This is a genomic window from Gymnodinialimonas ulvae, from assembly GCF_037543845.1.
In the GTDB taxonomy this organism is placed as follows: domain Bacteria; phylum Pseudomonadota; class Alphaproteobacteria; order Rhodobacterales; family Rhodobacteraceae; genus Gymnodinialimonas; species Gymnodinialimonas ulvae.
This window is the reverse complement of sequence record NZ_JBBIFX010000004.1, coordinates 131,709-156,174: the sequence shown is the minus strand read 5'-3', so window position 1 is coordinate 156,174 and position 24,466 is coordinate 131,709. Positions and strand designations below refer to the sequence as shown.

General features: G+C 64.1%; 27 protein-coding genes. 15 read left to right on the top strand and 12 right to left on the bottom strand.

Translation table 11 applies throughout. The annotated features are described in order from the left end of the window. Nucleotides 1-24: 24 nt before the first annotated feature. From V8J83_RS17885 to V8J83_RS17830, 12 genes are all read right to left on the bottom strand, one after another. A complete protein-coding gene (locus V8J83_RS17885) occupies nt 25-1,371 on the bottom strand; it encodes a glutamine synthetase family protein (protein WP_339987854.1) in 1,347 nt (448 codons plus the stop codon). After that, on the bottom strand, nt 1,368-2,066 hold the full coding sequence (locus V8J83_RS17880) for a type 1 glutamine amidotransferase (protein ID WP_339988032.1): 699 nt from the start codon (nt 2,064-2,066) through the stop codon (nt 1,368-1,370). Before V8J83_RS17880 ends, V8J83_RS17885 begins: the two co-directional genes overlap by 4 nt. A gap of 189 nt (nt 2,067-2,255) precedes the next feature. Beyond that, the gene (locus tag V8J83_RS17875) at nt 2,256-3,590 is read right to left on the bottom strand and encodes a glutamine synthetase family protein (protein WP_339987853.1); all 1,335 of its coding nucleotides are present in this window, start codon (nt 3,588-3,590) and stop codon (nt 2,256-2,258) included. Then, nucleotides 3,587-4,426: an ABC transporter permease gene (locus V8J83_RS17870; RefSeq protein WP_339987852.1), complete on the bottom strand. Its 840-nt coding sequence runs from the start codon at nt 4,424-4,426 to the stop codon at nt 3,587-3,589. The genes V8J83_RS17875 and V8J83_RS17870 overlap by 4 nt, the downstream gene beginning before the upstream one ends. Further along, a complete protein-coding gene (locus tag V8J83_RS17865; RefSeq protein WP_339987851.1) occupies nt 4,423-5,289 on the bottom strand; it encodes an ABC transporter permease in 867 nt (288 codons plus the stop codon). The genes V8J83_RS17870 and V8J83_RS17865 overlap by 4 nt, the downstream gene beginning before the upstream one ends. A gap of 178 nt (nt 5,290-5,467) precedes the next feature. Further along, the gene (locus tag V8J83_RS17860; RefSeq protein WP_339987850.1) at nt 5,468-5,710 is read right to left on the bottom strand and encodes a hypothetical protein; all 243 of its coding nucleotides are present in this window, start codon (nt 5,708-5,710) and stop codon (nt 5,468-5,470) included. A gap of 301 nt (nt 5,711-6,011) precedes the next feature. Beyond that, on the bottom strand, nt 6,012-6,740 hold the full coding sequence (locus tag V8J83_RS17855; protein WP_339987849.1) for a transporter substrate-binding domain-containing protein: 729 nt from the start codon (nt 6,738-6,740) through the stop codon (nt 6,012-6,014). 188 nt (nt 6,741-6,928) lie between these two features. Beyond that, a complete protein-coding gene (locus V8J83_RS17850; protein WP_339987848.1) occupies nt 6,929-7,705 on the bottom strand; it encodes an ABC transporter ATP-binding protein in 777 nt (258 codons plus the stop codon). 58 nt (nt 7,706-7,763) lie between these two features. Continuing rightward, nucleotides 7,764-8,504: a PhnD/SsuA/transferrin family substrate-binding protein gene (locus V8J83_RS17845; RefSeq protein WP_339987847.1), complete on the bottom strand. Its 741-nt coding sequence runs from the start codon at nt 8,502-8,504 to the stop codon at nt 7,764-7,766. Nucleotides 8,505-8,518: 14 nt separating this feature from the next. Continuing rightward, nucleotides 8,519-8,956: a tellurite resistance TerB family protein gene (locus tag V8J83_RS17840; RefSeq protein WP_339987846.1), complete on the bottom strand. Its 438-nt coding sequence runs from the start codon at nt 8,954-8,956 to the stop codon at nt 8,519-8,521. Nucleotides 8,957-9,037: 81 nt separating this feature from the next. Further along, entirely contained in the window at nt 9,038-9,487 is a 450-nt protein-coding gene (locus V8J83_RS17835; RefSeq protein WP_339987845.1) for a DMT family transporter, read from the bottom strand. A gap of 446 nt (nt 9,488-9,933) precedes the next feature. Beyond that, complete coding sequence (locus tag V8J83_RS17830) at nt 9,934-11,046, bottom strand: hypothetical protein (RefSeq protein ID WP_339987844.1); 1,113 nt, start codon at nt 11,044-11,046, stop codon at nt 9,934-9,936. 139 nt (nt 11,047-11,185) lie between these two features. Between V8J83_RS17830 and V8J83_RS17825 the strand changes: the two genes are divergently transcribed. The 15 genes from V8J83_RS17825 to V8J83_RS17755 all read left to right on the top strand — a co-directional run bounded on the left by V8J83_RS17825 (nt 11,186) and on the right by V8J83_RS17755 (nt 24,446). Beyond that, entirely contained in the window at nt 11,186-12,346 is a 1,161-nt protein-coding gene (locus V8J83_RS17825) for an acyl-CoA dehydrogenase family protein (protein WP_339987843.1), read from the top strand. Nucleotides 12,347-12,839: 493 nt separating this feature from the next. Then, nucleotides 12,840-13,136: a hypothetical protein gene (locus V8J83_RS17820; RefSeq protein ID WP_339987842.1), complete on the top strand. Its 297-nt coding sequence runs from the start codon at nt 12,840-12,842 to the stop codon at nt 13,134-13,136. A gap of 20 nt (nt 13,137-13,156) precedes the next feature. Further along, on the top strand, nt 13,157-13,585 hold the full coding sequence (locus tag V8J83_RS17815; protein ID WP_339987841.1) for a hypothetical protein: 429 nt from the start codon (nt 13,157-13,159) through the stop codon (nt 13,583-13,585). 5 nt (nt 13,586-13,590) lie between these two features. Next, the gene (locus V8J83_RS17810) at nt 13,591-14,136 is read left to right on the top strand and encodes a hypothetical protein (RefSeq protein WP_339987840.1); all 546 of its coding nucleotides are present in this window, start codon (nt 13,591-13,593) and stop codon (nt 14,134-14,136) included. Nucleotides 14,137-14,147: 11 nt separating this feature from the next. Beyond that, on the top strand, nt 14,148-14,717 hold the full coding sequence (locus V8J83_RS17805) for a hypothetical protein (RefSeq protein ID WP_339987839.1): 570 nt from the start codon (nt 14,148-14,150) through the stop codon (nt 14,715-14,717). Next, on the top strand, nt 14,714-16,309 hold the full coding sequence (locus V8J83_RS17800) for a carboxyl transferase domain-containing protein (protein ID WP_339987838.1): 1,596 nt from the start codon (nt 14,714-14,716) through the stop codon (nt 16,307-16,309). The genes V8J83_RS17805 and V8J83_RS17800 overlap by 4 nt, the downstream gene beginning before the upstream one ends. 12 nt (nt 16,310-16,321) lie before the next feature. After that, nucleotides 16,322-16,786 carry a hypothetical protein gene (locus V8J83_RS17795; protein WP_339987837.1) on the top strand — a complete coding sequence of 155 codons (465 nt, stop codon included), beginning with the start codon at nt 16,322-16,324 and terminating at the stop codon, nt 16,784-16,786. Beyond that, nucleotides 16,783-17,208, top strand: a complete 426-nt coding sequence (locus V8J83_RS17790; protein ID WP_339987836.1) for an ASCH domain-containing protein — start codon at nt 16,783-16,785, stop codon at nt 17,206-17,208. The genes V8J83_RS17795 and V8J83_RS17790 overlap by 4 nt, the downstream gene beginning before the upstream one ends. Continuing rightward, nucleotides 17,195-17,848, top strand: a complete 654-nt coding sequence (locus V8J83_RS17785; protein WP_339987835.1) for a hypothetical protein — start codon at nt 17,195-17,197, stop codon at nt 17,846-17,848. Before V8J83_RS17790 ends, V8J83_RS17785 begins: the two co-directional genes overlap by 14 nt. A gap of 5 nt (nt 17,849-17,853) precedes the next feature. Continuing rightward, nucleotides 17,854-18,561: a hypothetical protein gene (locus V8J83_RS17780; RefSeq protein ID WP_339987834.1), complete on the top strand. Its 708-nt coding sequence runs from the start codon at nt 17,854-17,856 to the stop codon at nt 18,559-18,561. After that, complete coding sequence (locus V8J83_RS17775; protein WP_339987833.1) at nt 18,551-20,476, top strand: ATP-binding protein; 1,926 nt, start codon at nt 18,551-18,553, stop codon at nt 20,474-20,476. Before V8J83_RS17780 ends, V8J83_RS17775 begins: the two co-directional genes overlap by 11 nt. Continuing rightward, a complete protein-coding gene (locus V8J83_RS17770; RefSeq protein WP_339987832.1) occupies nt 20,473-21,132 on the top strand; it encodes a glutathione S-transferase family protein in 660 nt (219 codons plus the stop codon). Before V8J83_RS17775 ends, V8J83_RS17770 begins: the two co-directional genes overlap by 4 nt. Nucleotides 21,133-21,179: 47 nt before the next feature. Next, entirely contained in the window at nt 21,180-22,040 is an 861-nt protein-coding gene (locus V8J83_RS17765; RefSeq protein ID WP_339987831.1) for a hydroxymethylglutaryl-CoA lyase, read from the top strand. Beyond that, nucleotides 22,027-22,806, top strand: a complete 780-nt coding sequence (locus V8J83_RS17760; RefSeq protein ID WP_339987830.1) for a crotonase/enoyl-CoA hydratase family protein — start codon at nt 22,027-22,029, stop codon at nt 22,804-22,806. The genes V8J83_RS17765 and V8J83_RS17760 overlap by 14 nt, the downstream gene beginning before the upstream one ends. Nucleotides 22,807-22,901: 95 nt before the next feature. Beyond that, nucleotides 22,902-24,446 (top strand): AMP-binding protein, encoded by a 1,545-nt coding sequence (locus tag V8J83_RS17755; RefSeq protein WP_339987829.1) that lies wholly within the window; start codon nt 22,902-22,904, stop codon nt 24,444-24,446. Nucleotides 24,447-24,466 lie beyond the last annotated feature (20 nt).

Genomic DNA, 24,466 nt, shown 5'->3' with positions numbered 1-24,466 from the left:
AAAAAGGCACGCTTGATGCCCCGGTCAGACGTTCAACAAGAGATGTTCGCGTTCCCAGGGGGAGATGACATGGAGGAACTCGCTGTATTCCAGCTCTTTCACGGCGGAATAGACGCGGCAGAAATCCTCGCCCAATGTTTGCTGGATGCCGGTATTGGCCGCCAACAACCCAAGCGCGTCGCCAAGCCCGCGCGGAACGCCGGATTCGGATGCATAGGCATCGCCGATGAATTCGTCGGAGGGTGCGGTGCCCTCCACCAACCCAAGGTAGCCGCAGGCCAGGCTGGCAGCGATGCCCAGATACGGGTTGCAATCCATACCTGGCAGGCGGTTTTCGACCCGCCGCGCGGCAGACCCCGAGATCGGAACCCGGATGCCGGTTGTGCGGTTGTCGCGCCCCCATTCGAGATTGATCGGCGCGGCGAAGTCGGGGACGTAGCGACGGTAGGAATTCACATAGGGCGCCAGCAGCGCGATCACGGCGGGCAGGTTTTTCTGCATGCCGCCGATGAAGTGCGCGAAAGTCGGCGTTTCCGCGCCGTCCGGAGTGCTGAAGATGTTGTTGCCGGTGGCGGCATCGACCACTGAATGGTGGATATGCATCGCGCTGCCGGGCTCGCCCGCGATGGGTTTGGCCATGAAAGTCGCGTAACAATCATGGCGCAGGGCAGCCTCGCGGATCATCCGTTTGAAATAAAACATTTCATCGGCAAGCCGCACCGGGTCGCCGTGGCGCAGGTTCAGCTCGATCTGGCCCGCGCCGCCTTCCTGCAGGATGCCGTCAATCTCAAGGCCCATTGCTTCGGCGTAATCATAGATATCGTCGATGACCTTGCCGTATTCATCCACCGCGCTCATCGAATAGGCCTGCCGGGCCGCAGCGCGTCGGCCCGAGCGACCCATGGGCGGTTCGATCTCGCGCGCGGGGTCGGTGTTGGGCGCGACGAGGTAGAATTCCATCTCGGGCGCCACGATGGGCTGCCAGCCGCGCGCGGCATAAAGGTCGCAGACCCGCTTGAGCACGTTGCGTGGTGCGAAGGGGACCGGATTGCCCTGCTGATCGTCGATGTTGTGGATCACCTGAAGGGTCCAGTCGGCGGTCCAGGGCGCGGGGATGGCCGTCTCCCAATCCGGGGTCAGGATCATGTCAGGCTCGGTGAAGCCATCGCCCACCTTATCCGCCCAATCGCCTGTAATCGTCTGGAAAAAGATAGAGTTGGGCAAGTAGAAATGGCTCTGCCGCGCGAATTTGGCTCCCGGCATCGCCTTGCCACGCGCGACCCCGGCAAGATCCGCCACGATGCATTCGACTTCATCAAGTACGCGGCCTTCGAGGTAGGCCTGCGCGACCTTGGGCAGGTGATCCATCATGGTTTGACACGCGGCTGGGTCGCGTCCGCGCCTTCCAATACGTCGGCCAGCCAATCGGCGATGAAGCGGTTGTCATTGGGCCGCCCCAGCGCCCGTTTTGCCGCACTGGTAATCTCGGGCGGCAGGGCCTTGCCGCGCGTCTCGATCAGGGTTTCGATCACACTGTCCTCGAATTCGGGATGCGGTTGCACGGTCAGGATACGCGGCCCGACGGCCATGATCGCATTGGCGCAAAAATCGGAGGAGGCATGCACCTGCGCGCCGTCCGGGAGGTCGGTGACCTGATCCTGATGCCAGGCGTTCAGGGTCAACCTGGTGTCGCCGAGCCGATATTCCGTGCGTCCTGCCGACCACCCGTTGGGCCATTTCCGGACGGTCCCACCGAGGGCCTTGGCGATGATCTGATGTCCGAAACAGGACCCTACCATGGGTTTGCCGGTCTCACGGATGGCGCGGATCAGGTCTTCAAGAGGCGGGATGAAGGGATGATCCTCATAAGCGCCGTGTTTGGAGCCGCTCACAAGCCAGGCATCGGCCGCGTCGGGGCCCTCGGGAAAGTCCATATCGACCACGGACCAGAGCGTCTGGGTAAAGCCACGGTGCGCGAAGAGGTTGTGAAACAAGGTAGCGTAGGGGCCGTCTTTGGCGGCGACTTCGTCGGGGACGTGGCCGCATTGCAGGATGCCGAGATGCATGTGGGGGCTCATGTGGTTTTGGCTGTCGAGAAGGTATGGGGCGTGGGGACGGGCGGCAAGGGGCGGAATTCTTGGTCGTTTGCGACGGGTTTTGACATGTCGCCTGTCGTACCGGCCCGTTTGGGACCAGCCCCCATACCCCCGAGGTTCATTTCCGCGATGGTGCCGCGTGCAAACGTGCCGGGTGCGCTAGACCGTGTCGAGGTAGAGTTCTTGCTGCTCTTCCGGTGATAGTTCTGCCATATAGCGCAGTTCCTGGCGCTTGGTGGCCAGCAGGTTCGCGCGTAAATCCGGTGTGAAGATCCGCGCGATTTCTGGGCTTTGGTCGAAGGCCTCGATCGCATCGGCCCATGTGATCGGAAGGCGCGGAAGGTCTTGCGCGTAGGCGCTTCCGGTGATCGCCTCGGGCGGTTCGGCAGCGCGTTCGATCCCGTCCAGCGCCGCGCCGAGCACGGCGGCAAGGAAGAGGTAGGGGTTAACGTCGCCGCCCGCGACGCGGTGTTCAATACGGCGCGCAGCATGCGGGCCGGAGGGAATGCGCAGCGCGGTGGTACGGTTTTCATAGGCCCAGGCCGATTTCGTCGGGGCATGCGCGCCGGGCACGTATCGGTCATAGCTTGACGCGTGGGGCCCGAAGATCAGCATCGAGCCGGGCATTGCCGCAAGGCACCCGGCCACCGCGTGGCGCAACGTGTCCGATCCTTGGGCCGTGCCATCGTCGAACACGTTGCATCCGTCCGCATCCAGCACGCTGAAATGGGTATGCAGCCCGTTGCCGGCGTAATCGGGATAAGGCTTGGCCATGAAACTGGCTGCAAACCCGTGGCTGCGCGCCAGCCCGCGGGTGAGGATTTTGAACAGCCAGGCATCATCGGCGGCCTTCATCGCATCGGGTTGGTGCATGAAGTTGATCTCGAACTGTCCCGGACCGGCCTCGGAAATCATGGTGTCGGCGGGGATATCCATCGCCTCGCAGCCATCGTAGAGCGCGGTCAGGAAGCCGTCGAAAGCATCGAGTTGCCGCAGGGCGAGGATCTCGGCCTGTTGACGGCGAATGCCGGACCGCGGAGAGGGCGGCACGCGGAGTTCCTTGCCGCGGTCGTCGATGATGTAGAATTCCAGCTCGGTCGCGACCACGGGCGTCAGGCCCCGCGCGGTATAGCGGTCAATCACGACGCGCAGCGCATGGCGCGGATCGCCGTCGAACGGCGCGCCGTCTTCGTGGAACATCCAGATCGGCAGCAGCGCGGTCGGCGTTTCCAGCCACGGCACCGGGACAAAGCCGCGTTCGGTGGGTTTCAGGATGCCATCGGGATCGCCGGCCTCGAACACGAGGGGGCTGTCGTCGATATCCTCGCCCCAGATGTCGAGGTTCATCACCGAATAGGGGAACCGCGTCCCCTCGCTGAGTGCTTTTCCGGCGAACCTGCGCGCGATGCGTTTGCCGCGCGCTTGCCCGTTGAGGTCGGCGGCAACCATGCGAATGGATTTGATCTGCGGGTTTTCGAGCAGGAAATCGTTCATCGGATCAGGTTCGGCCTGATGCGCAGTTTTTGGCGCCGTTCTTGCGGAAGGTGGCGGTTGAGGCGGCGATTGATAGCGCCGAAGAGGGTGATGATCAGAAGCGTCAGAACGATGAAATAGACGCCCACAATCGGGTAGGGGATAAACGGGTTGAAGGTTCGTTCGGCGAAATAATTCGCGTAGTAAAGGGCGTCTCCACGCTGTTGAAAGGCCGGAAAACTGCTAAAGAAAATCAGCGCCGTGGATTGGAACAGGAAGATCGCCTCGTTCGTGTAGGCGGGCCACGCCAGGCGCATCGTGGTCGGGAAGGTGATACGGCGGAATTTTTTCCAGCCGCTCAGTCCATAGGCATCGGCGGCCTCCAGATCGCCGCGCGGAACCGAGCGCAGCGCGCCATAGAAGATCTCGGCCGCATAGGCGGAAGTGTTGAGGAACAGCACGATCAGGCCACCAAGCCAGGCGCGGGCGAACCACCGGGTCTCGGCCTCGATCGCGACGCCGAACAGTTCGAATTCAACCCCGACGCGCGGCAGCATCACAAACGCTTCATAGGCCATGAAGAACTGGATGAAGAGCGGCGAGCCACGGAAAAGGAAGATGAACCATTCCGCCGGTTTGCGTGTCAGTGACGCGGTGGAGGCCTTGGCGACCGCTAGTGCGACGGCAAAGACAAAGCCGAACAGCAAGGCAAGCGCGCCGAGATAGATGTTCCAAAGCATGCCCGAGCCGATCAGCACGATTTGTTCGCACAGGGTGATGTCGCCCTGCGGCAAGGCGCGCTCGCCGATGCCGACGGCGCGCAGGGCGTAGGCTTGGAACGCTTCGCTGCAGGTCATGCTGCCGCCCCCGCAGCCGTGGCCTGCCCGCGGGACAGGCGGCGGGACAGGCGATTGAGGACAATTTCGGAGACGCGCGTGAAGCCGAGGTAGAACATCAACAGCGCCAGGAAGTACCAAAAGCGCCAATCGGGGTGCGGATAATCGAAACGCGCGTTGCGCGAGCCGCCCAATTCCCGGGCCCAATAGACGACGTCCTCAATGCCGAGCAAGAACAGGAGAGGTGTGGCCTTGATCAAGATCATCCAGATGTTGCTGAGCCCCGGCAAGGCGTACACCCACATTTGCGGCACCAGCACGCGCCAGAAGGTCTGACGCGGAGACATGCCATAGGCGCTTGCGGTTTCGAGCTGAGCGCGCGGGACGGCATTCATCGCGCCGAACAGGACATTGCCGCAGAAGGCTCCGAAGACGAGCGCATAGGTGAACACGGCGAGGCCGAAATTGTAGGTCTCGTGGATCCATTGCGGGGCGCTGCCTTGCGGGGTGCGGGCCGCGTCACACACGAGAAAATTCGCGCCCTGTCGTATCGGCTCGTCCCAATCGGGGCAGGTGATGAGGTGGCGGATGTATTCGATGCCCTGATCCAGAACCAGAACGAAGAACAAGAAGAAGACGATATCGGGAATGCCGCGGACCATGGAGGTGTAACCCAACCCGAGCCAGCGGGCCGGGGCAATGCGACTGCGCGAGGCGGTCGCGGCGAGGAAGCCGAACGCGAGCGAAAGCGGTGCCGCGATGGCCAGAAGGGCAAAGACCACGAGGAAGCTCTGATAGAACAGCATGTGCACGCCGTTCGTCAGGTAGCACGAAAACCATTGGAAGGTTTCAAGCGTGGATGGATCTTCGCAGAAGCTGAACATGAGCGCCGGTGGCTGGGGTCGGGTTCCGGTATTTATGAAGCAAAGAGGGGCGGGGGATAGCCCTAAAATACCGAGCCGGGCGTCAAAATGCTCTCGCATCGAGCTGTGTGCTCACGCGTGAGCAAAGGGGTCAAGTCACTGTAAATATTCCACAAACGAATTCGCGTTAACGGTTTTTTTAAGGCTTTGGTCCCGGTGTGTCACGCGCCTTGCGCCGGAATGGGAACCAGAACAGGAACAGGCCAAGTGCCAGGGCGACAAGCGGTACCGTGAATGCGGGTCGGATCATGTGACCCAAATGCACCCAGGCCGCGCGCCAGTCACGGGGTGCGGCGTGATGGGCCAGGACGGCGTCGGTGTTCGGTCCCGCTTCGTATAGAAGGGCCTCGATTGGCGGGCGGTCGAGGTTGATTTCAAACATTGCGGGTTCGAAGGCGTCTTCCGTGATCTCGCCTACGGCATAGCTTCTGATGATCGGCGGAAGGGATGCGCCGGGTCGGATGTCTGAAGAAATCTGTCCTGAAGTCTGAAGATACTTGGCGCGGTGCAGGTTGCTTCGGGATTGGAGAAAAATCGGACAGCAGCGGAGCGGCATTGGAAAGCGAAACAACCGAGACACTTTTCTCTGGATGCGTGCCGATTTTGGCCGTGTCAGGACGTCATCGTGCAAAAAAGGCCGGGCGCATATGGCGGCCCGGCCTTGGTGTGGTTGGATGGAACCCTTACCAGGTCTGGGTATCTTCGCCGAACCATTCGATCAGCAGCGCGTTGAGCGAGCCGTCTTCTTTCATCTCGGTGATGGCCGCATCGAAGACCGCGATCAATTCGTCGCCTTCGCGCAGACCCATGCCGACGCCGCCGCCAAGGGGCACGGGGTCGAGGACGATGGTCAGGTCCGGGTCCTCGTCGGCGATCTGCACGAGGTAGTCATTGTCGGCCAGAACGGCGTCGGCCTCGCCATTGCGCACGGCGGCGACGGTTTCGTCAGGCGTCGCGAATTCGATCAGCGTCACGTTTTCCAGCGTCGCGAGGTAGCCCGCCTGGATGGTGCCAGTCTGCGCGGCGACAACGGCCCCGTCGAGTGCAAGCCCATCATCCATGCTCATGAAGAGCGAGGCGGTGGGCGGCACGTAGGCCTGCGTGAAATCGATCACCTCGTCGCGCTCGTCGGTGATGCTCATGCCCGCGATGATGGTGTCGTAGTTGCCGGAGGTGAGGTTGGGGATGATGCTGTCCCATTCGTTGGTCACCCATTCGCAGGTCAGCTCGGCGCGGGCGCACAACTCGTCGCCGAGGGCACGTTCGAGGCCATCGACTTCACCATCGTCGTTGATGAAATTGTAAGGAGGGTAGGCACCCTCGGTGCCCATGCGTACGACGGAATGGCCGTCGGCAAGCGCGATGCCCGCCACGAAGGTCAGGGCGGTGGTCGTCAGGATCAGCGATTTCATATCGTGTGTCTCCGGTTCCTGTTGGATGTGCTTTTTTGGTGCTTGATCGGCGCGTTGGCCGACGCCGTATCGACCTTAAGGCACGGGGGAATGTCAAGGGAAGGGGTCTTGCGTGGGCTGGTTGTGCCGGATCTGCGCCGCTTTTTCAGGCGTATTGCGGCGTGCCCGGGGCGGCGTCGGGTGCGGTGTCAGGCGGTGTCGGAATGGCTGAGGAATTGGCGCAGGCGCTGGGACGAGGCGTTGTTGCCGAAGAGCGCGGCGGGTGGGCCTTGTTCTTCGACGAGGCCCTGATGGAGGAAGACAACCTGCGAGCTGAGGTCGCGGGCCATGCGCATATCATGCGTGACGAGGATCATCGTGCGGCCTTCCTCGGCCAGCGCGCGGATCACACGGATGACTTCCTGTTCCAGTTCGGGATCGAGCGCGGAGGTCGGCTCGTCGAACAGAAGCGCGCGGGGCTGCATGCAGAGCGCGCGTGCGATGGCGGCGCGCTGTTGCTGACCACCGGAAAGTTCCGACGGCCAGGCGTCGCATTTCGCACCGATGCCGACCTTGTCGAGCAAAGCGCGAGCGCGGTCTTCGACGGCGGCGCGGTCCTCGCCCAGGACAGTGACGGGGGCCTCCATGACGTTTTGCAGGATCGTCAGGTGGGACCAGAGATTGAAGGATTGAAACACCATCGACAGGTTGGTGCGGATGCGGCGGACCTGCTCGGAATCGGCGGGGCGGCGCGCATGGCCAGTGCCTTTCCAGGCGACCGGCTCGCCTTCAAAGAAGATCTCGCCCTGTTGGCTGTTTTCCAGAAGGTTTGCGCAGCGCAGGAGGGTGGATTTGCCCGATCCCGAAGAGCCGATCAGCGAGACAACATCGCCGGCCTGCGCCGTCAGATCGACGCCTTTGAGCACATCGAGGTCGCCGAAGCTTTTGTGCAACCCCTGGATGTCGATGACAGGCGTATCGGTCATGTCTATGCCCTTTTTGGTTCGCGCGATTTGCGCCGAACGGGGGCGGAATTGCAATGGGTCAGGGCGGTGGGGTTGGCAGCCCCACGTCAAAATAGGCCTGCTCGGGCAGGACATGGAAGCTGAGCGGGCCGCCCATGGCCATGGGGTCGGCGGGGTGCCAGCCGCGCGTGACATCCCTGAAAGCGGCGCGCAGGGGGGCAGGGTCGGTGCCCTTGGCGGCAATGAGCGGCAGGGCAGGGGTGATCGCAGAGGTGCCGCACTGGAAGACGTTCAACGCGTTGCGGTCATAGCGTTTCAGAAGCCTCCAGGTGACGGCATCGATGAAGGCAATGTCGGCGCGCCCCTCTGCGACGGCGGCAAGGGAGCCGGCGTGGGAACCGGTTGCGACAAAGCCGCTGAAGCGGGGCGGGGCCATGGTCGGCGTCTTCATCTGCGTCGCGGCCCAACCCGACTGGCTATCGGCGGAATTGTAGGCCAGCACGCCGAGGCTGCCGCGGGGCCTGTCGGTTGAAAACGGTGCGTGGCGGGAGACCAAGCGCGAAAAGTAGTGTCCGACGGGTGCGTTCAGCCCGAAGGCAAGCGTGCCGATATAGGTGACCTTGCCCTTCAGGACTGTACGGAACGGAAGGCCGCAGGTCATCGACAGCGCGAGGTCGGGGGCAAGCCAATGGGCGCGCAGATCAGGGAGCGCCTCGGGCGGGGTGAGGTCGGGCAGGGCGATCCCGTGGACGCGTGCGGCGGCTTGGAGTTGGGACCAGAAGGCCTGCCAGAGTGGCGCGGTTTCTGCGCGCCAATACATCGGCAGGCTTGCGATCACGCCTGTTCGACGCGTTTGCGGGCGAGGTTGCTGTCGCGGTCGTTCACGCCGAGCATGGGGGCGACCATGCGCAGAAGCGCGTCCTCTTCTTCGTCGCGTTCGCCGTCGGCCAGCACGATGGCCCACATCGCCTCGATCACGCGGACGCGGTCATCATAGGGAACGGCGTCTTTGATGGCACGTGTGAAGCGGACGGTATCGGGGGCCTCGGTTTCGAGCGCTTCGGCCTCTTGGCGGAGGGCGGCGGCTTCGAGATCGGACATGGTATAGCGATGCCTGAGCACGTGTTCGATGTATTCGGCCTCGATCGCTGCATAGTCGCCGTCGGAGCGGGCGATGCGCACCAATAGGGCCGCGAGCGCCAAGCGGGCGTCGTCATAGGGCAGGGCTTCGGGTTCGGGGGCCGTGAGGCGCTTGAGCAGGTCAGCAAACATGGGAGGGATATAGGCCGTGTCGCGGGCAGCGCCAAGGCCGCCGCGTCTCCAGCCTGCGGCTCTCCTCGCAGCGGGGCCGGGTCAGGCTTTGGACAGGAGCACGCCGCCTGCGACCATGGCGATGGCTGTGATGCGCGTGAGGTCGATTGGCCGGGCTTCCATCCCAAAGGCGCCGCGGGCGTCGAGGACGATGGCTGCGAGCAATTGGCCAAGGATCATTGCGCCGAACATGGTCACGACGCCGAGGCGCGGGACCGACCAGATTGCGGCCCAGACCCAGATCGCGCCAAGCACGCCACCCATCAAAGCCCACCAAGGCACGCCACCAAGCGACGTGAGCGCGGAGATCGAGGCCCCGCGATACCAGGTGATGGCGGCGAGCACGACAAAGCCGATGGCAAATGAGATGGCGGCGGCGGCGGTGGGGTCGCCGACTTCACGCGCGAGGGCTGCGTTGATGGGCGCCTGCATGGCGAGGGCGGCGCCCACCGCGATGACGAGAATAATTGCGAAACCGAGCGAAAGGCCCATCGGAAAACTCCCTTAATCAATAGGGAGAGGGTGGCATTGTTGCGCAAGTGTGGACAGTGCGGGATGCCTTACCCTGTGTTGGGGCCGTGTGCGTTGGGCGGGGCCGTGTGCGTGGATCGGGGGCGTGCAAGAGCCTTTCGGGGGGCATGATGTCGATCTGCTGCGGCGTTATCCCGGGGTATCACGCGTGATACGTGGTGTTAAATATTTGATAAAAATGAACAAAACGTTATAGTATAAGAATTGGATCTGATGGTTTTCGGGCCTGTCCGGACGTGTCCTTGTGCGCGTCGTAGCTGGCCCCAAGCTCGCTGCGGAGGAAATCGCCGAAGGTCATCGGATCGAACCGGGGCCGGCCTACGAGGCGTGGGATCTGGGCTATGGCAGCAGGATGGGCACGTGCGGGTTGGTTGGTCCGGGTTGCCGGGCCGGGTGCTGGGGAGTGGTCAGGGGAGGCGGGTGATGGTGAAGGCTTCGTCGTTGAACCACAGGCCGCCGTATTTGTGCAGGATGTCGGCGGTGATGTTGAAATGGCGGGTGGAGCCCTGCACCTCTTCGAGGAGTTGGTCGTCGATTTGGGCCACGTAGGTGGCGGCGTTCCAGGCAGCCGACAGGGTGGAGGTGCCGATGGAGGGGCCGACCTCTTCGGGCAGGGTGTGCATGCGGTAGGACAGCAGTGCGTCGCCGCCGGAGGGGATGGTAAGGTCGAAGGCCGCGGCGTCGTCGCCCAGTTCGGTCTTCAGCGCGGCGATGAGGTCATAGCGGTTGACCGGGAACAGATCGATGTCGGGCCAGATGGAATTGACGATTTCCTCGGCCGGATCGCCGCCCGCCGATTGTACGGTAAGCATGCGGCCGCCGGGGGCGAGCGCGCGGGCAAGGGGCGCGAGGATGGATTTGGCCTTGAGCGGCGCAGGCGTGCGGGCGCGCCACGGCTGGGAGGCGAGGATGAGGTCATAGGCGGCGTGCGCGGTGTCGGCACGCGGGATGACATTGTCGAGCAGAAAGGCATGATCGGCGCGGTAGATCACCAAAACCGTGGGTGTGACATACAGCGGATTGCCGGTTTTTGGGGAGGATTTGACCTGCCAGTTGTCGACGAGGAAGGGGTCGAGGTCGCGGAGTTGTTCCTGAAACCCGATGGAGGATTGGCCGTCGAGGCCGACGAATTTCCAGGTGACGTCGGCGGGTTTGTTGGGCTTGAGCCAGGGGGCTTCGGCGTAGAACAGGTTCGTCATGGTGATGACGGAGGCGGGGTGTTCGACGAGCCGGTCGGGGAGCTTTTCGAGGCTGAGGCGGATGTCTTCGAGGCTGATTTCCTTGCCGACCATGTATTGCGGGATCGTCGGGTGACGCTGGTGCAAGGCGCGCATGGTGTTGGCCAAAACGGTGCCGTCGCCCATGCCCGCATCGAAGACGCGCAGGGCGGGGGGTCGCGGGGTGATGTGGGCGATCTCGGTGGTGACGCGCTCGGATATCCGCCATTTCTCATTCGTGGTGTTCACGAAGGTGAGGTATTTCAGGCGGTTGTCGAAGAAGCGGAAGGGTTTGTCTGACATGAGCGGGAGGGTGACGTGTTCGGGTGGGCCGCGTCAATTGGGGATGGCGGGATTGTGAGGGGCGGTTCATCTTTGACTCGTGCGCCGGGAGGCGTTAAATGAACAAGTGTTCAATTCTTGGCGCGGGGAGGCGTGGCGGATGTTTCTGGGTTCGATGACATTTGACCTTGGGGAGGATGTGAATGCCCTGCGCGATATGGTGCATTCCTGGGCGCAGGAGCGGGTGAAGCCATTGGCCGCGAAAACCGATGCCGAGAACGCGTTTCCCAATGAATTGTGGGCCGAGATGGGGGAGCTGGGGCTTCTGGGTATTACCGTGGACGAGGCTCATGGCGGAGCGGGGATGGGGTATCTGGCCCATACGGTCGCGGTGGAGGAGATTTCCCGCGTCTCGGCGTCGATTGGCCTGTCGTATGGGGCGCATTCGAACCTGTGTGTGAACCAGATCAAGCTGAACGGGACGGACGCGCAGAAGGCGAAGTACCTGCCGCGTTTGGTGTCCGGCGCGCATGTCGGCGCGCTTGCCATGAGCGAGGCGGGGGCGGGATCGGACGTGGTGTCGATGAGCCTGCGCGCCGAGAAGCGCAACGACCGCTACGTTTTGAACGGGACGAAGTACTGGATCACCAACGGGCCGGACGCCGACACGCTGGTGGTGTATGCCAAGACCGACCCGGATGCGGGATCGCGGGGGATCACGGCGTTTCTGATCGAGAAGGAGATGGTGGGTTTTTCGACCTCGCCGCATTTCGACAAGATGGGGATGCGGGGCAGCAATACGGCGGAGTTGATCTTTGAGGATGTCGAGGTGCCGTTCGAGAACGTGTTGGGCGAAGAGGGGCGCGGTGTGGCCGTTTTGATGAGCGGTCTGGATTACGAGCGCGTGGTGCTGAGCGGTGTGAACATTGGGATTATGGCGGGGTGTCTGGACGAGGTCATGCCGTATCTGAAGGAGCGCAAGCAGTTCGGGCGGCCGATTGGCGACTTCCAACTGATGCAGGGCAAGATCGCGGACATGTACACGGGCATGAATTCGGCGCGGGCCTATGCTTATGAAGTCGCCAAGGCCTGCGACCGGGGGCAGGTGACGCGGCAGGATGCGGCGGCCTGCGTCTTGTATGCCTCGGAGGAGGGGATGAAGGTGGCTCATCAGGCGGTGCAAGCGATGGGCGGCGCGGGGTTCATGAACGATGCGCCTGTGTCGAGGATGTTTCGGGATGCGAAGCTGATGGAGATCGGGGCGGGCACGAGTGAGATCCGGCGCATGTTGGTGGGGCGTGAATTGATGGGGATGATGTGAGGGTTGGCGGCCCGGGTTTGGGGGCCAGCCCCCGTCGCGTGCCGCGACTCCCCCGAGGTTTTTCTGGCAAGATGAAAGGGGCGGTTGCGCTGTGTTTGTTGGCGGGAGCGGCGGATGCAGATATTCCATTTGGGGTAAATGCCGTTGCGCCAGCGTTGGAGGCCTGCGAGGCGGATATGGTGGCGCGCGCGTGCATTGGAGAGGGCGCGGCGCGATGCAATCGGGCACAGACGCCAGTTGCGCAGCCCCCGGTCTGTGAGCAACGAGAGCTGGCGATCTGGGAGGCGCGGTTGGCGGCTGCATACCCAGCGTCCGGGGGAGAAAGGGATGCCTTTATTGCGGAATTCATCGTCGCGCGCGAGGCCTTTTGCGAGGTTGCGTCCGGCTGGGAGGTGGAGACGCGGCGGGCCAATTACCCGAGGCTTCTTTGCGCGATCCACGTGACTGGTATTCGGGCCATACATTTCGAAGAAATTCGGAGATCGAGACAATGATGCGCCGGATCGCTCTGCCCTTGGCGGGTTTGCTGGCCGTGGCGGGGGCGTTTGGCCTGTGGCTTGGGCTGTCCACGGCGCCGCCGAGCGAGAGCGAGATCATCGACGCGCAGGCGGCGCGGTATGTGGCGGAAACGGGGGGCGACCTGGTGGATTGCTATGCGGTTCCCTCGGGCGTCGATGGCGTGCGGTTAATCGTGATTTGCGAGCCGGACGGCGGGGATGCGTGGTACGCTGCGACCGATGCGCGGGGCAGGGTCGTGGAGGATGTCGCGGTGCCGGAGGACGGGACGTGAGAGTCTTGGTGGTTTGTTGCATGTCTTTGGCGGGACCGGTTTCGGCCTTCGAGGGGTGCGTCGGGGCGGCGATGGACGCCTTCGAGGGACGGTTGAGCGCGGCGTTGAATGCACAGGCTGCGCCGAATTTCGATCTGGTGCGCGGGCAGGCGGTGGCCGATTGCGGGGGCATCGCGCTGTTGCAATGCGGGGGCGATGCGTCCTGTCGCGCGGTGGCCATGGGGCAAATGGTGGCGCGGGCCGAGGGCTTTGCGCGGGTGCCGTTGCCCGATGCGGTCGCGGGGCGAAATCCGCCGTGGTCCGATGGGCTGTACCCGCAATTGTGGGAACAGGTTTCCGCGGGATGCGAAGGTTGCGGGCCGGAGGCGGCGCTGGATCATCTCGGTGCGGCGGCGGCGCTGTGGCAAGTGGCGCGGGTTGTGGGTGTTGTGGAGGCGCAAGCGTGGTGATGCGGATGTTGGCCGGTCTTTTGGTGCTTTTGGCGGGGCCGGTTCAGGCGCAAAGCTGGGGCGATGGTGCGCCGGATGTGCCGAGGTTCGAGGCCTGCGTGCCCGAGCAGATGGCGGCGTTCGAGGCGCGATTGCTGGCCCTGCCGGGCTATGGCGTGACGCGTGGTTTGAATGCGATCAATGTCCATTGGGTGCAGCATTGTGGATATCTGGCGATGGGGATTTGCGAGGTGTCGTCGAATTCCTTGCATTGCCAGCGGCGGTTGCGGGCGGCGTTTGACGCGCGCGCCGAGGCGATGCGGGCGGTTTTGCCCGCGCCGGGGGAGGTCGATGGGCTGCCGTTGGGGGCGCTTTACGGCAACGTCTGGGCCGTGGCCCATGGGGCGAACGCGGGCGACGATTGCGCGGGCGAGACGTATCGGCGGACGCTTTGGTGCGCATCGTTCCAGTCGGTTCTGAAGTTCGAGGAGGCCGTGTGGGCCTGGCAGGTGGCGCGGTTGGCGGGCGTGATGGGGCCGCTGGATTGGGCCGAGATGAGCGGGTTGGAGTGATGGGGGTACGGATGTTGGCTGTGGCTATGGGTGTCGCTGGCGTCGCTCTGCCTGATCCAGGGCATGGCGATCAACACCGCCCCGCTGCTGACGCGATCTGGCTGGCGGAGGGGTGCCTTGTGGTCGGAGGTCGAGCTTTTGAGACGTCGCTGGCGGGCGGCTTTTCTGAAGAAGACGACTTGCTGCTGCGCCAAGTCTATTCCTCTGCAAGCCATACCTGCCTGTTTGAGGCAAGGGGCTTCTGCGACCTTCCGGAAGCCGATGGGGCTTGTCTGTCGGATCTCTCGGTTTGGCTGAGAGAAGTGCGCAGTCAGATCACCGATGGCCTACCAGAGGCTATTGAGGGAGGAAATCGGTTTGCAGAAGGTCGTTATCGCCGGGCCATGGAGCGCGCTAGAGGCGAAGCAAATCCCGCGAACTGTAACCAGATCGCCGACCCGGCGGAACGTGAGCGATATTGTGAGGTCGTTTCAGAAACGGTCGCATTGGAAGATGCCTACGACGTGTGGCGCTTAGCGCGGCGGCAAGGCGCGGTGCCACTGGTAGGAAACGAGCCCGTTGATTTGGAGTACTTGCGATGAAACTGAAATCATCCTTCATCGCGGGCTCCGATGAGGCCAAGGCAAACCGGGCGGCGCATTTAGAGGCCCTGACCGTTGTGCGCGAAGCGGCGGAGATGGCGGCGGCGGGCGGCGGCGAGCGGTCGCGGGCGCGGCATGTGAGCCGGGGTAAGATGTTGCCGCGGGAGCGGGTGGCGAACTTGCTCGACCCGGGGTCTCCGTTTCTGGAGGTCGGCGCGACGGCGGGCCACGGGATGTATGACGGGGCCGCGCCGTGTGGCGGGGTTGTGGCCGGGGTGGGCCGTGTGCACGGGCGTGATGTGATGGTCGTTTGCAACGATGCGACCGTGAAGGGCGGGACGTATTATCCGATCACGGTGAAGAAGCATTTGCGGGCGCAGGAGATCGCCGAGGAGTGTGGATTGCCTTGTGTATATCTTGTGGATAGTGGCGGGGCGAACCTGCCCAATCAAGATGAGGTGTTCCCGGATCGCGACCATTTCGGGCGGATTTTCTACAACCAGGCGCGGATGAGCGCGAAGGGGATTGCGCAGATTGCCGTGGTCATGGGCTCGTGCACGGCGGGGGGCGCCTACGTTCCGGCGATGTCGGATGTGTCGATCATCGTGAAGGAGCAGGGGACGATCTTTTTGGCCGGGCCGCCGTTGGTGCAGGCCGCGACGGGGGAGGTGGTCTCGGCGGAGGATCTGGGCGGCGGGGATGTGCACACACGTCTTTCGGGGGTGGCAGATTATCTGGCGGAGGATGATGCCCATGCGTTGGCTCTGGCCAGACGGGCCGTTGCGAATTTGGGGCCCGGCGGCGGGGTCGTGTTGGGCGGGCGCGACCCGGCCTATGACCCCGACGAATTGTTGGGGGTGGTTCCGGCGGCGTTGACCACGCCGTATGATATCCGCGAAGTGATCGCGCGGGTCGTGGACGACAGTTATTTCGATGAATTCAAGGCGCGGTTCGGCGAGACCATCGTGTGTGGCTTTGCGGAGGTGATGGGGCTTCAGGTGGGCATCATCGCGAACAATGGGGTGTTGTTTTCCGAGGCCGCGCAGAAGGCGGCGCATTTCGTGGAGCTGTGTTCGCAGCGCAGGATCCCATTGGTTTTCCTGCAGAACATCACCGGCTTCATGGTCGGGCGAAAGTACGAGAACGAAGGGATTGCGCGGCACGGGGCCAAGATGGTGACGGCGGTGGCCACGACGGCGGTGCCGAAGGTGACGATGCTGGTCGGTGGCTCGTTCGGGGCGGGCAATTACGGGATGGCGGGGCGGGCGTATTCGCCGCGGTTCCTGTGGTCCTGGCCGAACAGCCGGATTTCGGTGATGGGCGGCGCGCAGGCAGCGGGCGTTCTTGCAACGGTCAAACGCACGGCGATGGAGAAGAAGGGCGAGGCGTGGTCGGAGGCGCAGGAGGCCGCCTTCAAGCAGCCGACAATTGATATGTTCGAGGCGCAATCGCATCCGCTTTATGCCAGCGCGCGGCTTTGGGATGACGGTGTGGTGGATCCGCGCAAGAGCCGGGAGGTGTTGGGATTGTCGTTGGCGGCGAGCCTGAACGCGCCGATAGAGGAGACACGCTTCGGCGTGTTCCGGATGTAGCGGATGTGCCTGATGGTCTATCTGGGCACGGATGCGCCCGTGGACGGGTTCGGGGAGGTCGCGCCGGACGAGGTGGGCCTTGCGCCGGAGGTGGAGCATCGGCCCGCGGCACTGACTGACAAGGCGCGCGTGATGCGGGTGGCCGACAGAACGCCTGAAGGGTGGAATTGCAGTTGCGTCTTCGGATGCTCCGGCTACCCGCCCGATATGGTCGAGGAGGACGACCCGGAGGCATTGGCGGCACGGCGGGCTGCGTTCGCGGCCCTGCGCGCGATTGCGCAGGCGGCGCTGGCGGTGGATCCGGTGGCTTTGGTCTTCTCCTGCACGTCGGGGGAGGAGGCGGGCGCGGTGCGTGTGACGCGGCATCTCGCCGTGTGCGATTTGCAACCCGATACGGGCGTGTTTGACGACATCGAGGGGCTGGGTCAGTTCAGTGAGCCGCCGGTCCTGATCCATTTGCGGGCGGCGGGGCCATGAGTTTGGCCGCGCTTCAAAGCCGGTTTCCCGGGGCCGTCACCTATGTCTTCGGTGACAGTGCGCGTTTGTCGGCGCATCTGCTGGGGCTGGTGCGGTCGGGGGCCAAGCGGGCGACCTGTTTGTCGATGGCGGAAGTGGCGCGCGGTGAAGCGATCCCGCAGATCGGACGGTGCGATATTGCCACGACGTTTGACGGGCGGCCTGCGCTGGTGAACCGGACGGTGGAGCTGCGGCTGGTGCGGTTTTGCGACATGGGCGCGGAGATGGCGCTGGCTGAGGGGGAAGACGAGACGCTGGAGGGCTGGCGCGCGGGCCATCAGGCATATTACCGGCGGATGGGCGTGTTCGACCCGCAGATGGAGCTGATCTGGGAACGGTTCGAGGTGGTCGAGGATTTTGGGGCGGTGGATGTCGTGGGCTGAACGATTGGGGGGCTATTTGCCGGAGATGCCGACCCTTGGCCGGGAGGCGGAGATTGCCGTCTACCTGATCCACAATTCGGGCGATGCGGAGGATTACTTTTTCCTCTTTGACTTCGAAGAATTTGTGGATCGCTCAAAGGGTGGGATTTTCGTGCGACCCGCATTGCGCGTCTTTGCGGGGCGCGATGATTTCAGCCGGGTGCAGTTCGCGCGGCAGTTCCGCGAGGTTTTCGCGCGGGAGTTCGACCGGATGCGGGCAGACCTTGCCGGAAAGGGCGGAAAGCGCGGCTGGTTGAGCTGGAATTTCAACGTGGTCGATCTGGTGAGTGATTTCGTGGCTACGATGGTGCTGGGGCTTGCGCTGTCTGTCGGGCGCATGGTTCTGGGCAAGGTGGCGATGCCCGGGTTCCTGAAGGGCAGATCGGACGAGGCGAAGCTTGCCGATGAGATCGACCGCACCAAGGGGCAGGTCGAGGCGGCACTGGCGGCCTTGGATGTCTCGTTGCACCCGGAGTTGCTGGTGCATGCCGAGCGGGTTGGTGGCACGCAGACGCGCGCGGATCTGGACCGGGACGCCTGGCCCTTGCCGGACTATGCGCGGGCGCATTTGCGGGACGGGGAAAGTGGGTCTTGGTGGTGAGGGACGTGTGGATCTTTTTCTGCCTGCCGGGTTTCGTGGCGCTTTTGGCGCTTGGGATGGATTGGCAGGCGGGTTTCGGCGTGGCGACGCTGGGGGCGACGACGGTTGCGTTGATCCTTTTGGGTCACTTTGGCAAATGGCCAGCGCTCACTCTCATGAGGCCCGTCTGGCTTGTGAGTGGGTTGGGCATCGCCGTGACCTTCCCATCCTGGGCGGTCGCGATCGGCACGCTGTTGTTGGTTTGGTTGGCCAGTCTCGCCGCGGTGCGGTTCGGCCGCGGCTGGGGCCATGCCCGGTATCGGCGGCTGGAGACGACCGGGCGCGGCATTCGGGAAAGACTGTTCATCGGCGCGGAATATCTGACGGATCACCGGCTCAATCGGCTCAGCATCGAATTGTGTTTGAGCGCGCTGGCCGTGGGGCTGGCATCGGAGCTGGTTGCATTCGATCTTCTCATGGGGATGGCCCGGCCCCGTGAGGTGGCGCTGATCGTGGTATTTGTGTCGCCGATCTGGCTCATTCTTGCGCGGCGACCGGTGGCCTGTCCGATGGTGATCGGCGTCTTTATCGCCGCTTGCGTTGTGCAATCCCCGGCGCTGATCGGCTTGCTCCTTCCGGTGCTGGTCTATTGGATCGACGGGGCGTGGCCGAACCTGATTTACCGTCATCGCTTTGAGCGAATGCCGTCAAATGGAGAGTGCGATGTTCGATAAGATCCTGATTGCGAACCGGGGCGAGATTGCCTGCCGGGTGATCGAGACGGCGCGCGCCTTGGGGGTGCGTTCGGTCGCGGTCTACTCGGACGCAGATGCGGGCGCGCGGCACGTGGAGATGGCCGATGAGGCGGTGCATATCGGCGGCGCGAGGCCGACGGATTCGTACCTGCGGGGCGAGGCGATCATCGCGGCGGCGCAGGCCACGGGCGCGCAGGCTGTGCATCCGGGATATGGGTTCCTGAGCGAGAACCCGGAATTTGTGGAGGCCTGCGACGCGGCGGGGTTGGTGTTCATCGGGCCAAGCGCCGAGGCGATCCGCGCGATGGGATTGAAGGATGCGGCCAAGGCGTTGATGGAGGATGCGGGCGTGCCCGTGGTGCCGGGCTATCACGGGGCGTCGCAGGACGGGTTGGCGGACCGCGCGGCGGAAATTGGCTATCCGGTTTTGATCAAGGCGGTGGCGGGCGGCGGCGGCAAGGGGATGCGGCGCGTGGACCGGCCCGAGGATTTCGTGGACGCACTGGCCAGCGCGCAAGGGGAGGCGGCGACGGCGTTTGGCAATGATGCGGTTCTGATCGAGAAATTCGTGGCCAGCCCGCGCCATATCGAGGTGCAGGTGTTCGGCGATGGCACCCGTGCGGTGCATCTGTTCGAGCGCGATTGCTCGCTGCAACGGCGCCATCAGAAGGTCATCGAAGAGGCCCCTGCGCCGGGCATGACGCAAGAGATGCGCGCTGCGATGGGCGCGGCAGCGGTGCGCGCGGCGGAGGCGATCGGCTATAAGGGCGCGGGCACGGTGGAGTTCATCGTCGACGCCTCCGACGGGCTGCGCGCGGATCGGTTCTATTTCATGGAGATGAACACGCGATTGCAGGTCGAACACCCGGTGACGGAGGCGATCACAGGCGTGGATCTGGTGGCATGGCAGTTGCGCGTGGCGGCGGGTGAGGCCTTGCCGATGGGGCAGGAGGATCTGTCGATTGATGGCCATGCGTTCGAGGCACGGCTTTATGCGGAGGACGTGCCGAAGGGGTTCTTGCCCGCCACGGGAACGTTGACGCATCTGGTGTTTCCCGAGGGCGTACGGGCCGACACGGGTGTGCGGCCGGGCGACGAGATCAGCCCGTGGTATGACCCGATGATTGCGAAGGTGATCGTGCATGGGGCGACGCGGGAGATTGCCTTGTGCAAGCTGGAGCAGGCCTTGGCGGGATGCCAGGTGGCGGGCTCGGTCACGAACCTGGCATTTCTGCGCGCGTTGGCGCGGCACGCGGGTTTTGGGCGCGGCGAGGTGGATACGGGGCTCATTGACCGGGAGGTCGAGGTCTTGGCGCAGGCCCCGGTGCCGTGTTCGCGGACGCGGGCACTGGCGGCGGTGGGCGCGGTGGACCGCGACGGTGCTGTGGAAGGCTTCACGTTATGGGACCCGGTGCCGCAGAGTGTCGGGATCGCACGGGACGGCGTGGTGGAGGTGGCGCAGGTCACGACGCTGGGGCCGGGAGATTACGCAGTGGCATTGGACAGGGCCGAGCATCGCGTCGCGCGCGGATTGGCGCGTGATTGGGCGGTCGACGGGGCGCCGGTGACGGCGGAGGTCGTGCGCCACGCGGCGGGATTGAGCGTATTCTGGGGCAACAATTACCATTTCGATGTGCCCGACCCGCTCGACGTGGAGGCCGAGGCGCAGGGCGCGGGCCGGATCGAGGCGCCGATGCCGGGGCTGGTGAAAGCGGTGTTCGTTGAGACGGGCGCGGAGGTCGCGGCGGGCGACAAGTTGGCAGTGATGGAGGCGATGAAGATGGAGCATGTGTTGACGGCGGGGCGCGACGGGGTGGTGGCCGAGGTGCTGACGCGGGCGGGGGCGCAGGTCGATGCGGGTGCCCCTTTGATCGTGTTGGAGGAGGAGGCATGATCCGGTTGCATCATGTGCCGTGGGGGCGGTCGTTTCGGGTGTTGTGGCTGTTGCAGGAGATGGGGATCACGCCGGAGCTGGAGAAATACCGGATCGGGTCGCGCAAGATGCAGGAGCCGGGATTGAAGGACCATTCGCCCGCCGGGCGTATTCCGGCGCTGGAGGTCGACGGGCGGACGATTTTCGAGAGCGCGGCCATTTTGCAGTACCTGTGCGAAACGCGGCCCGGGTTCGGTTTTGGGCGCGCGCCGGGGCATGCGGACAGGGTGGCGTATCTTGAGGCGATGGGGTTTGCGGAAACGCAGGCGTCGTTGATTGAACAGCTGAATTTGAACCATTTGTTCCTGAGGCCCCCTGCGACACCGTCACCTGCCGTGGTGAAGCTCAATACGCTTCGGCTGAAGGGGACGTTGGCGGCGCTGGATGGGATGATCGGGGGTGATTATCTGTTGCCGTCGGGGTTCTCGGCGGCGGACGTGATGTTGGGATTCAACCTGTTCGCGGCGCCGTTCTATGTGCGCCTGGACCCATGGCCGGGATTGCAGGCCTATTGGGCGCGGTTGCAGGCGCGGCCCGCGTTTCAGGCAGCCGCCCGGATCGAGGGGCCGCAGACGTTTTACGCCAAGGATTTCTACGAGGTGCCCGCGGATGGTTAGCGTCGGGGTTTCAGGTATTTATGACCAATGGAAGACAGGGGCGCGCGATGGGTGAGCTGGTCGAGATTGTCGAGGTCGGGCCGCGCGACGGGTTGCAGAACGAGGCGCGGATCATTCCGACGACGGAGAAGATTGCTTTGGTTGATCTGCTGTCGTGCGCGGGGTTTGCGCGGATCGAGGTGGCGTCGTTCGTGTCGCCGAAATGGGTGCCGCAGATGGCCGACGGGGCCGATGTTCTGGCCGGGATCAAACGCATGGATGGGGTGCGCTACACCGCGCTGACGCCGAATATGCGGGGGTTTGAGGGGGCGAAAGCGGCGGGTGTTGAGGAGATCGCGGTCTTTGCCAGCGCGTCGGAGGGGTTCTCCAAGGCCAACCTGAATGCGTCCGTGGCCGAGAGCCTTGCGCGGTTTGCAGAGGTCGTGGACGCGGCGCTGGACGCGGGCATGGTGGTACGGGGCTATGTGTCTTGCGTGACGGATTGCCCGTTCGACGGGGCGGTGGCGCCGGTGCAGGTGGCGCAGGTTGCAAGGGCGTTGTTGCGGATGGGGTGTGCCGAGATCTCGCTTGGCGACACCATCGGGCGCGGGACGCCGGAGGCGGTTGATGCGATGCTGACGGCGGTTCTGGACGTGGCGGAGGCGGGCCAGTTGGCGGGGCATTTCCACGACACGGGCGGGCGGGCTTTGGACAATGTCGACGTCGCTTTGGCGCGCGGTGTGCGGGTGTTCGACAGCGCGGTGGGGGGGCTTGGCGGCTGTCCCTATGCGCCGGGTGCGGCGGGAAATCTGGCGACCGAGGCGCTTCATGCGCATTTGATTGAGCGCGGGTATGAGACCGGATTGGATGCGGCGGTTGTTGCCAAGGCCGCGCGGATGGCGAAGGAGATGCGTCATGGCGCATGTTGAATTGAGCGTGGACGATCGCGGCGTGGCGTGGGTGCGCCTTAACCGGGCGGATGTTCACAACGCGATGAACGCGGCGATGATCGCGGAATTGACGCTTTTGGCCGGGCGATTGGGGCGCGATCCGGCGGTTCGGGTTGTGGTCCTGACCGGCGAAGGGGCGAGCTTTTGTGCGGGTGGCGATCTGGGCTGGATGCGGGCGCAGATGGAGGCGGATGCGGAGACACGCGCGCGGGAGGCGCGGGCGCTGGCCGAGATGCTGGGGGCGCTTGATGTGATGCCGAAGCCGTTGATCGGACGGGTGCAGGGGCAGGCGTTTGGCGGCGGTTTGGGGTTGATGAGCGTGTGCGATGTCGCCGTGGGCGTTCAGACCGCGCGGTTCGGCCTGACGGAGGTGCGGCTTGGCCTGATCCCGGCGACGATTGGGCCGTATGTGGTGGCGCGGATGGGTGCTGCACGGGCGCGGCGGGTGTTTTTCTCGGGCCGCCGGTTCGACGCGGAGGAGGCGGTGGCGCTGGGTCTGTTGGCACGCGCGGTGCCGGAGGCGGAGCTGGACGCGGCGGTGGAGGCCGAGATCGCGCCCTACCTGAGTGCTGCGCCGGGGGCGGTCGCGGCGGGCAAGGCGCTGGTGGCGGAGCTTTGCGCGGCACCGGACGAGGTGCAGGTACGGGCCACGATCGACGCTTTGGTGGCGCGTTGGGAAAGTGACGAGGCCGCAGAAGGCATTGGCGCCTTCTTCGACAAGCGCAAGCCGGGTTGGGCGCAATAACTCCGAACATGATAGGTCTGGACAGAGACGGGGTTCGTCCGTGATCCTGCCCCTAACGCCGGCCCGCATGAGAGGCCGGTGTCAGGGAGGATATTATGGCGATTTTCCAGAGCCGGCATGGCACGGTTGATGTCCCAGCGATCTCGGTGACGCAGAACCTGTTCGAAGGGTTCGAGGGCCGCGCCGGGGACGTCGCAATGATCGACGGGCCGACCGGGCGCGAAGTGACGGCGGGCGCGATGATCGAGCAGATCAAGCGCGTGGCAGGGGGTTTGACCGAGCGCGGGGTTTTGCCCGGCGGCACTGTCGCGCTCTTGGCGCCGAACCTGCCGGAATATCCGATCGTGTTTCACGGCGTGGCCTGGGGCGGTGGCACCGTCACGACGATCAACCCGACCTATACCGCGCCCGAAATCAAGCACCAGTTGGAAGATGCCGGAGCGCAAATGCTGGTCACGATTTCGATGTTTGCTGACGTGGCACGCAAGGCGATGGAAGGGACGGGTTGCCGCGATCTGGTGGTGATCGACGGGGCCGAGGGGGCGCTTTCGCTGGCCGATATCATGGGCGCGGAATTGCCCGAACAGGCACCGGTGGATGTGGCGGATCACGTTGTCGTGCTGCCCTATTCCAGCGGGACGACCGGGCGACCCAAGGGGGTGATGCTGACCCACCGCAATCTGGTGGCCAATGTTGTTCAAGGGGCTGCGGTCTCCCGGATTGTACCCCAGGACACCACCATTGCGTTCCTGCCGTTTTTCCACATCTACGGCATGACCGTGATGATGAATCTGTTCCTGAACCAGCAGGCCAGGATCGTGACGATGCCGCGCTTTGACCTGGAACTGTACCTGAAGCTGATCCAGAAGCACCGGGCCACGCGGCTCTACATCGTGCCCCCGGTCGCCCTGGCGCTGGCAAAGCACCCGATGGTGGACGAGTTCGACGTGTCGTCAGTGCGCGAAGTTCTGTCCGGTGCAGCGCCGTTGGGCGCCGAGATCGAAGCCGCCATGGGCAAACGGTTCGGTGCGGATGCCGTGCAAGCTTATGGCATGACCGAGCTGTCGCCGATCAGTCATATCACGGCCTTGGGCAATATCCGCCACGGATCAAGTGGGCAGGCCGTGCCTTCGACCGAATGTCGGATCGTGGATCCCGAGACGTTGGAAGACATGCCGGCGGGCATGGAGGGCGAGTTGTGGATCCGCGGGCCGCAGGTCATGAAAGGCTACCTCAACAACCCGGAGGCGACCGCTGAGACGATGGCAGAGGGCGGGTGGTTGCGGACCGGTGATCTGGCAGAGATCGATGAGGATGGGTTCATGTTCATCCGCGACCGGTTGAAGGAATTGATTAAGTACAAGGGCTTTCAGGTGGCTCCGGCAGAGGTCGAGGCGGCCCTGTGTGCGCTTGAAGGGGTGACGGACGCCGCGGTGATCGGCAAGGCCGACCCGGCGGCTGGCGAGGTGCCGATTGCCTTCGTGGTGACCAACGGTGCTTTGACGGAGGACGCGATCCGCGCCCATTGCGAGGGGTGTCTGGCCACCTACAAGCGGCCGGAGGAGTATCGGTTTGTCGATCAGGTGCCGAAAAGCGCGTCGGGCAAGATCCTGCGGCGGGAGTTGCGCGACACGCTGTGATGTCGCCGGGCGGCGTGGCG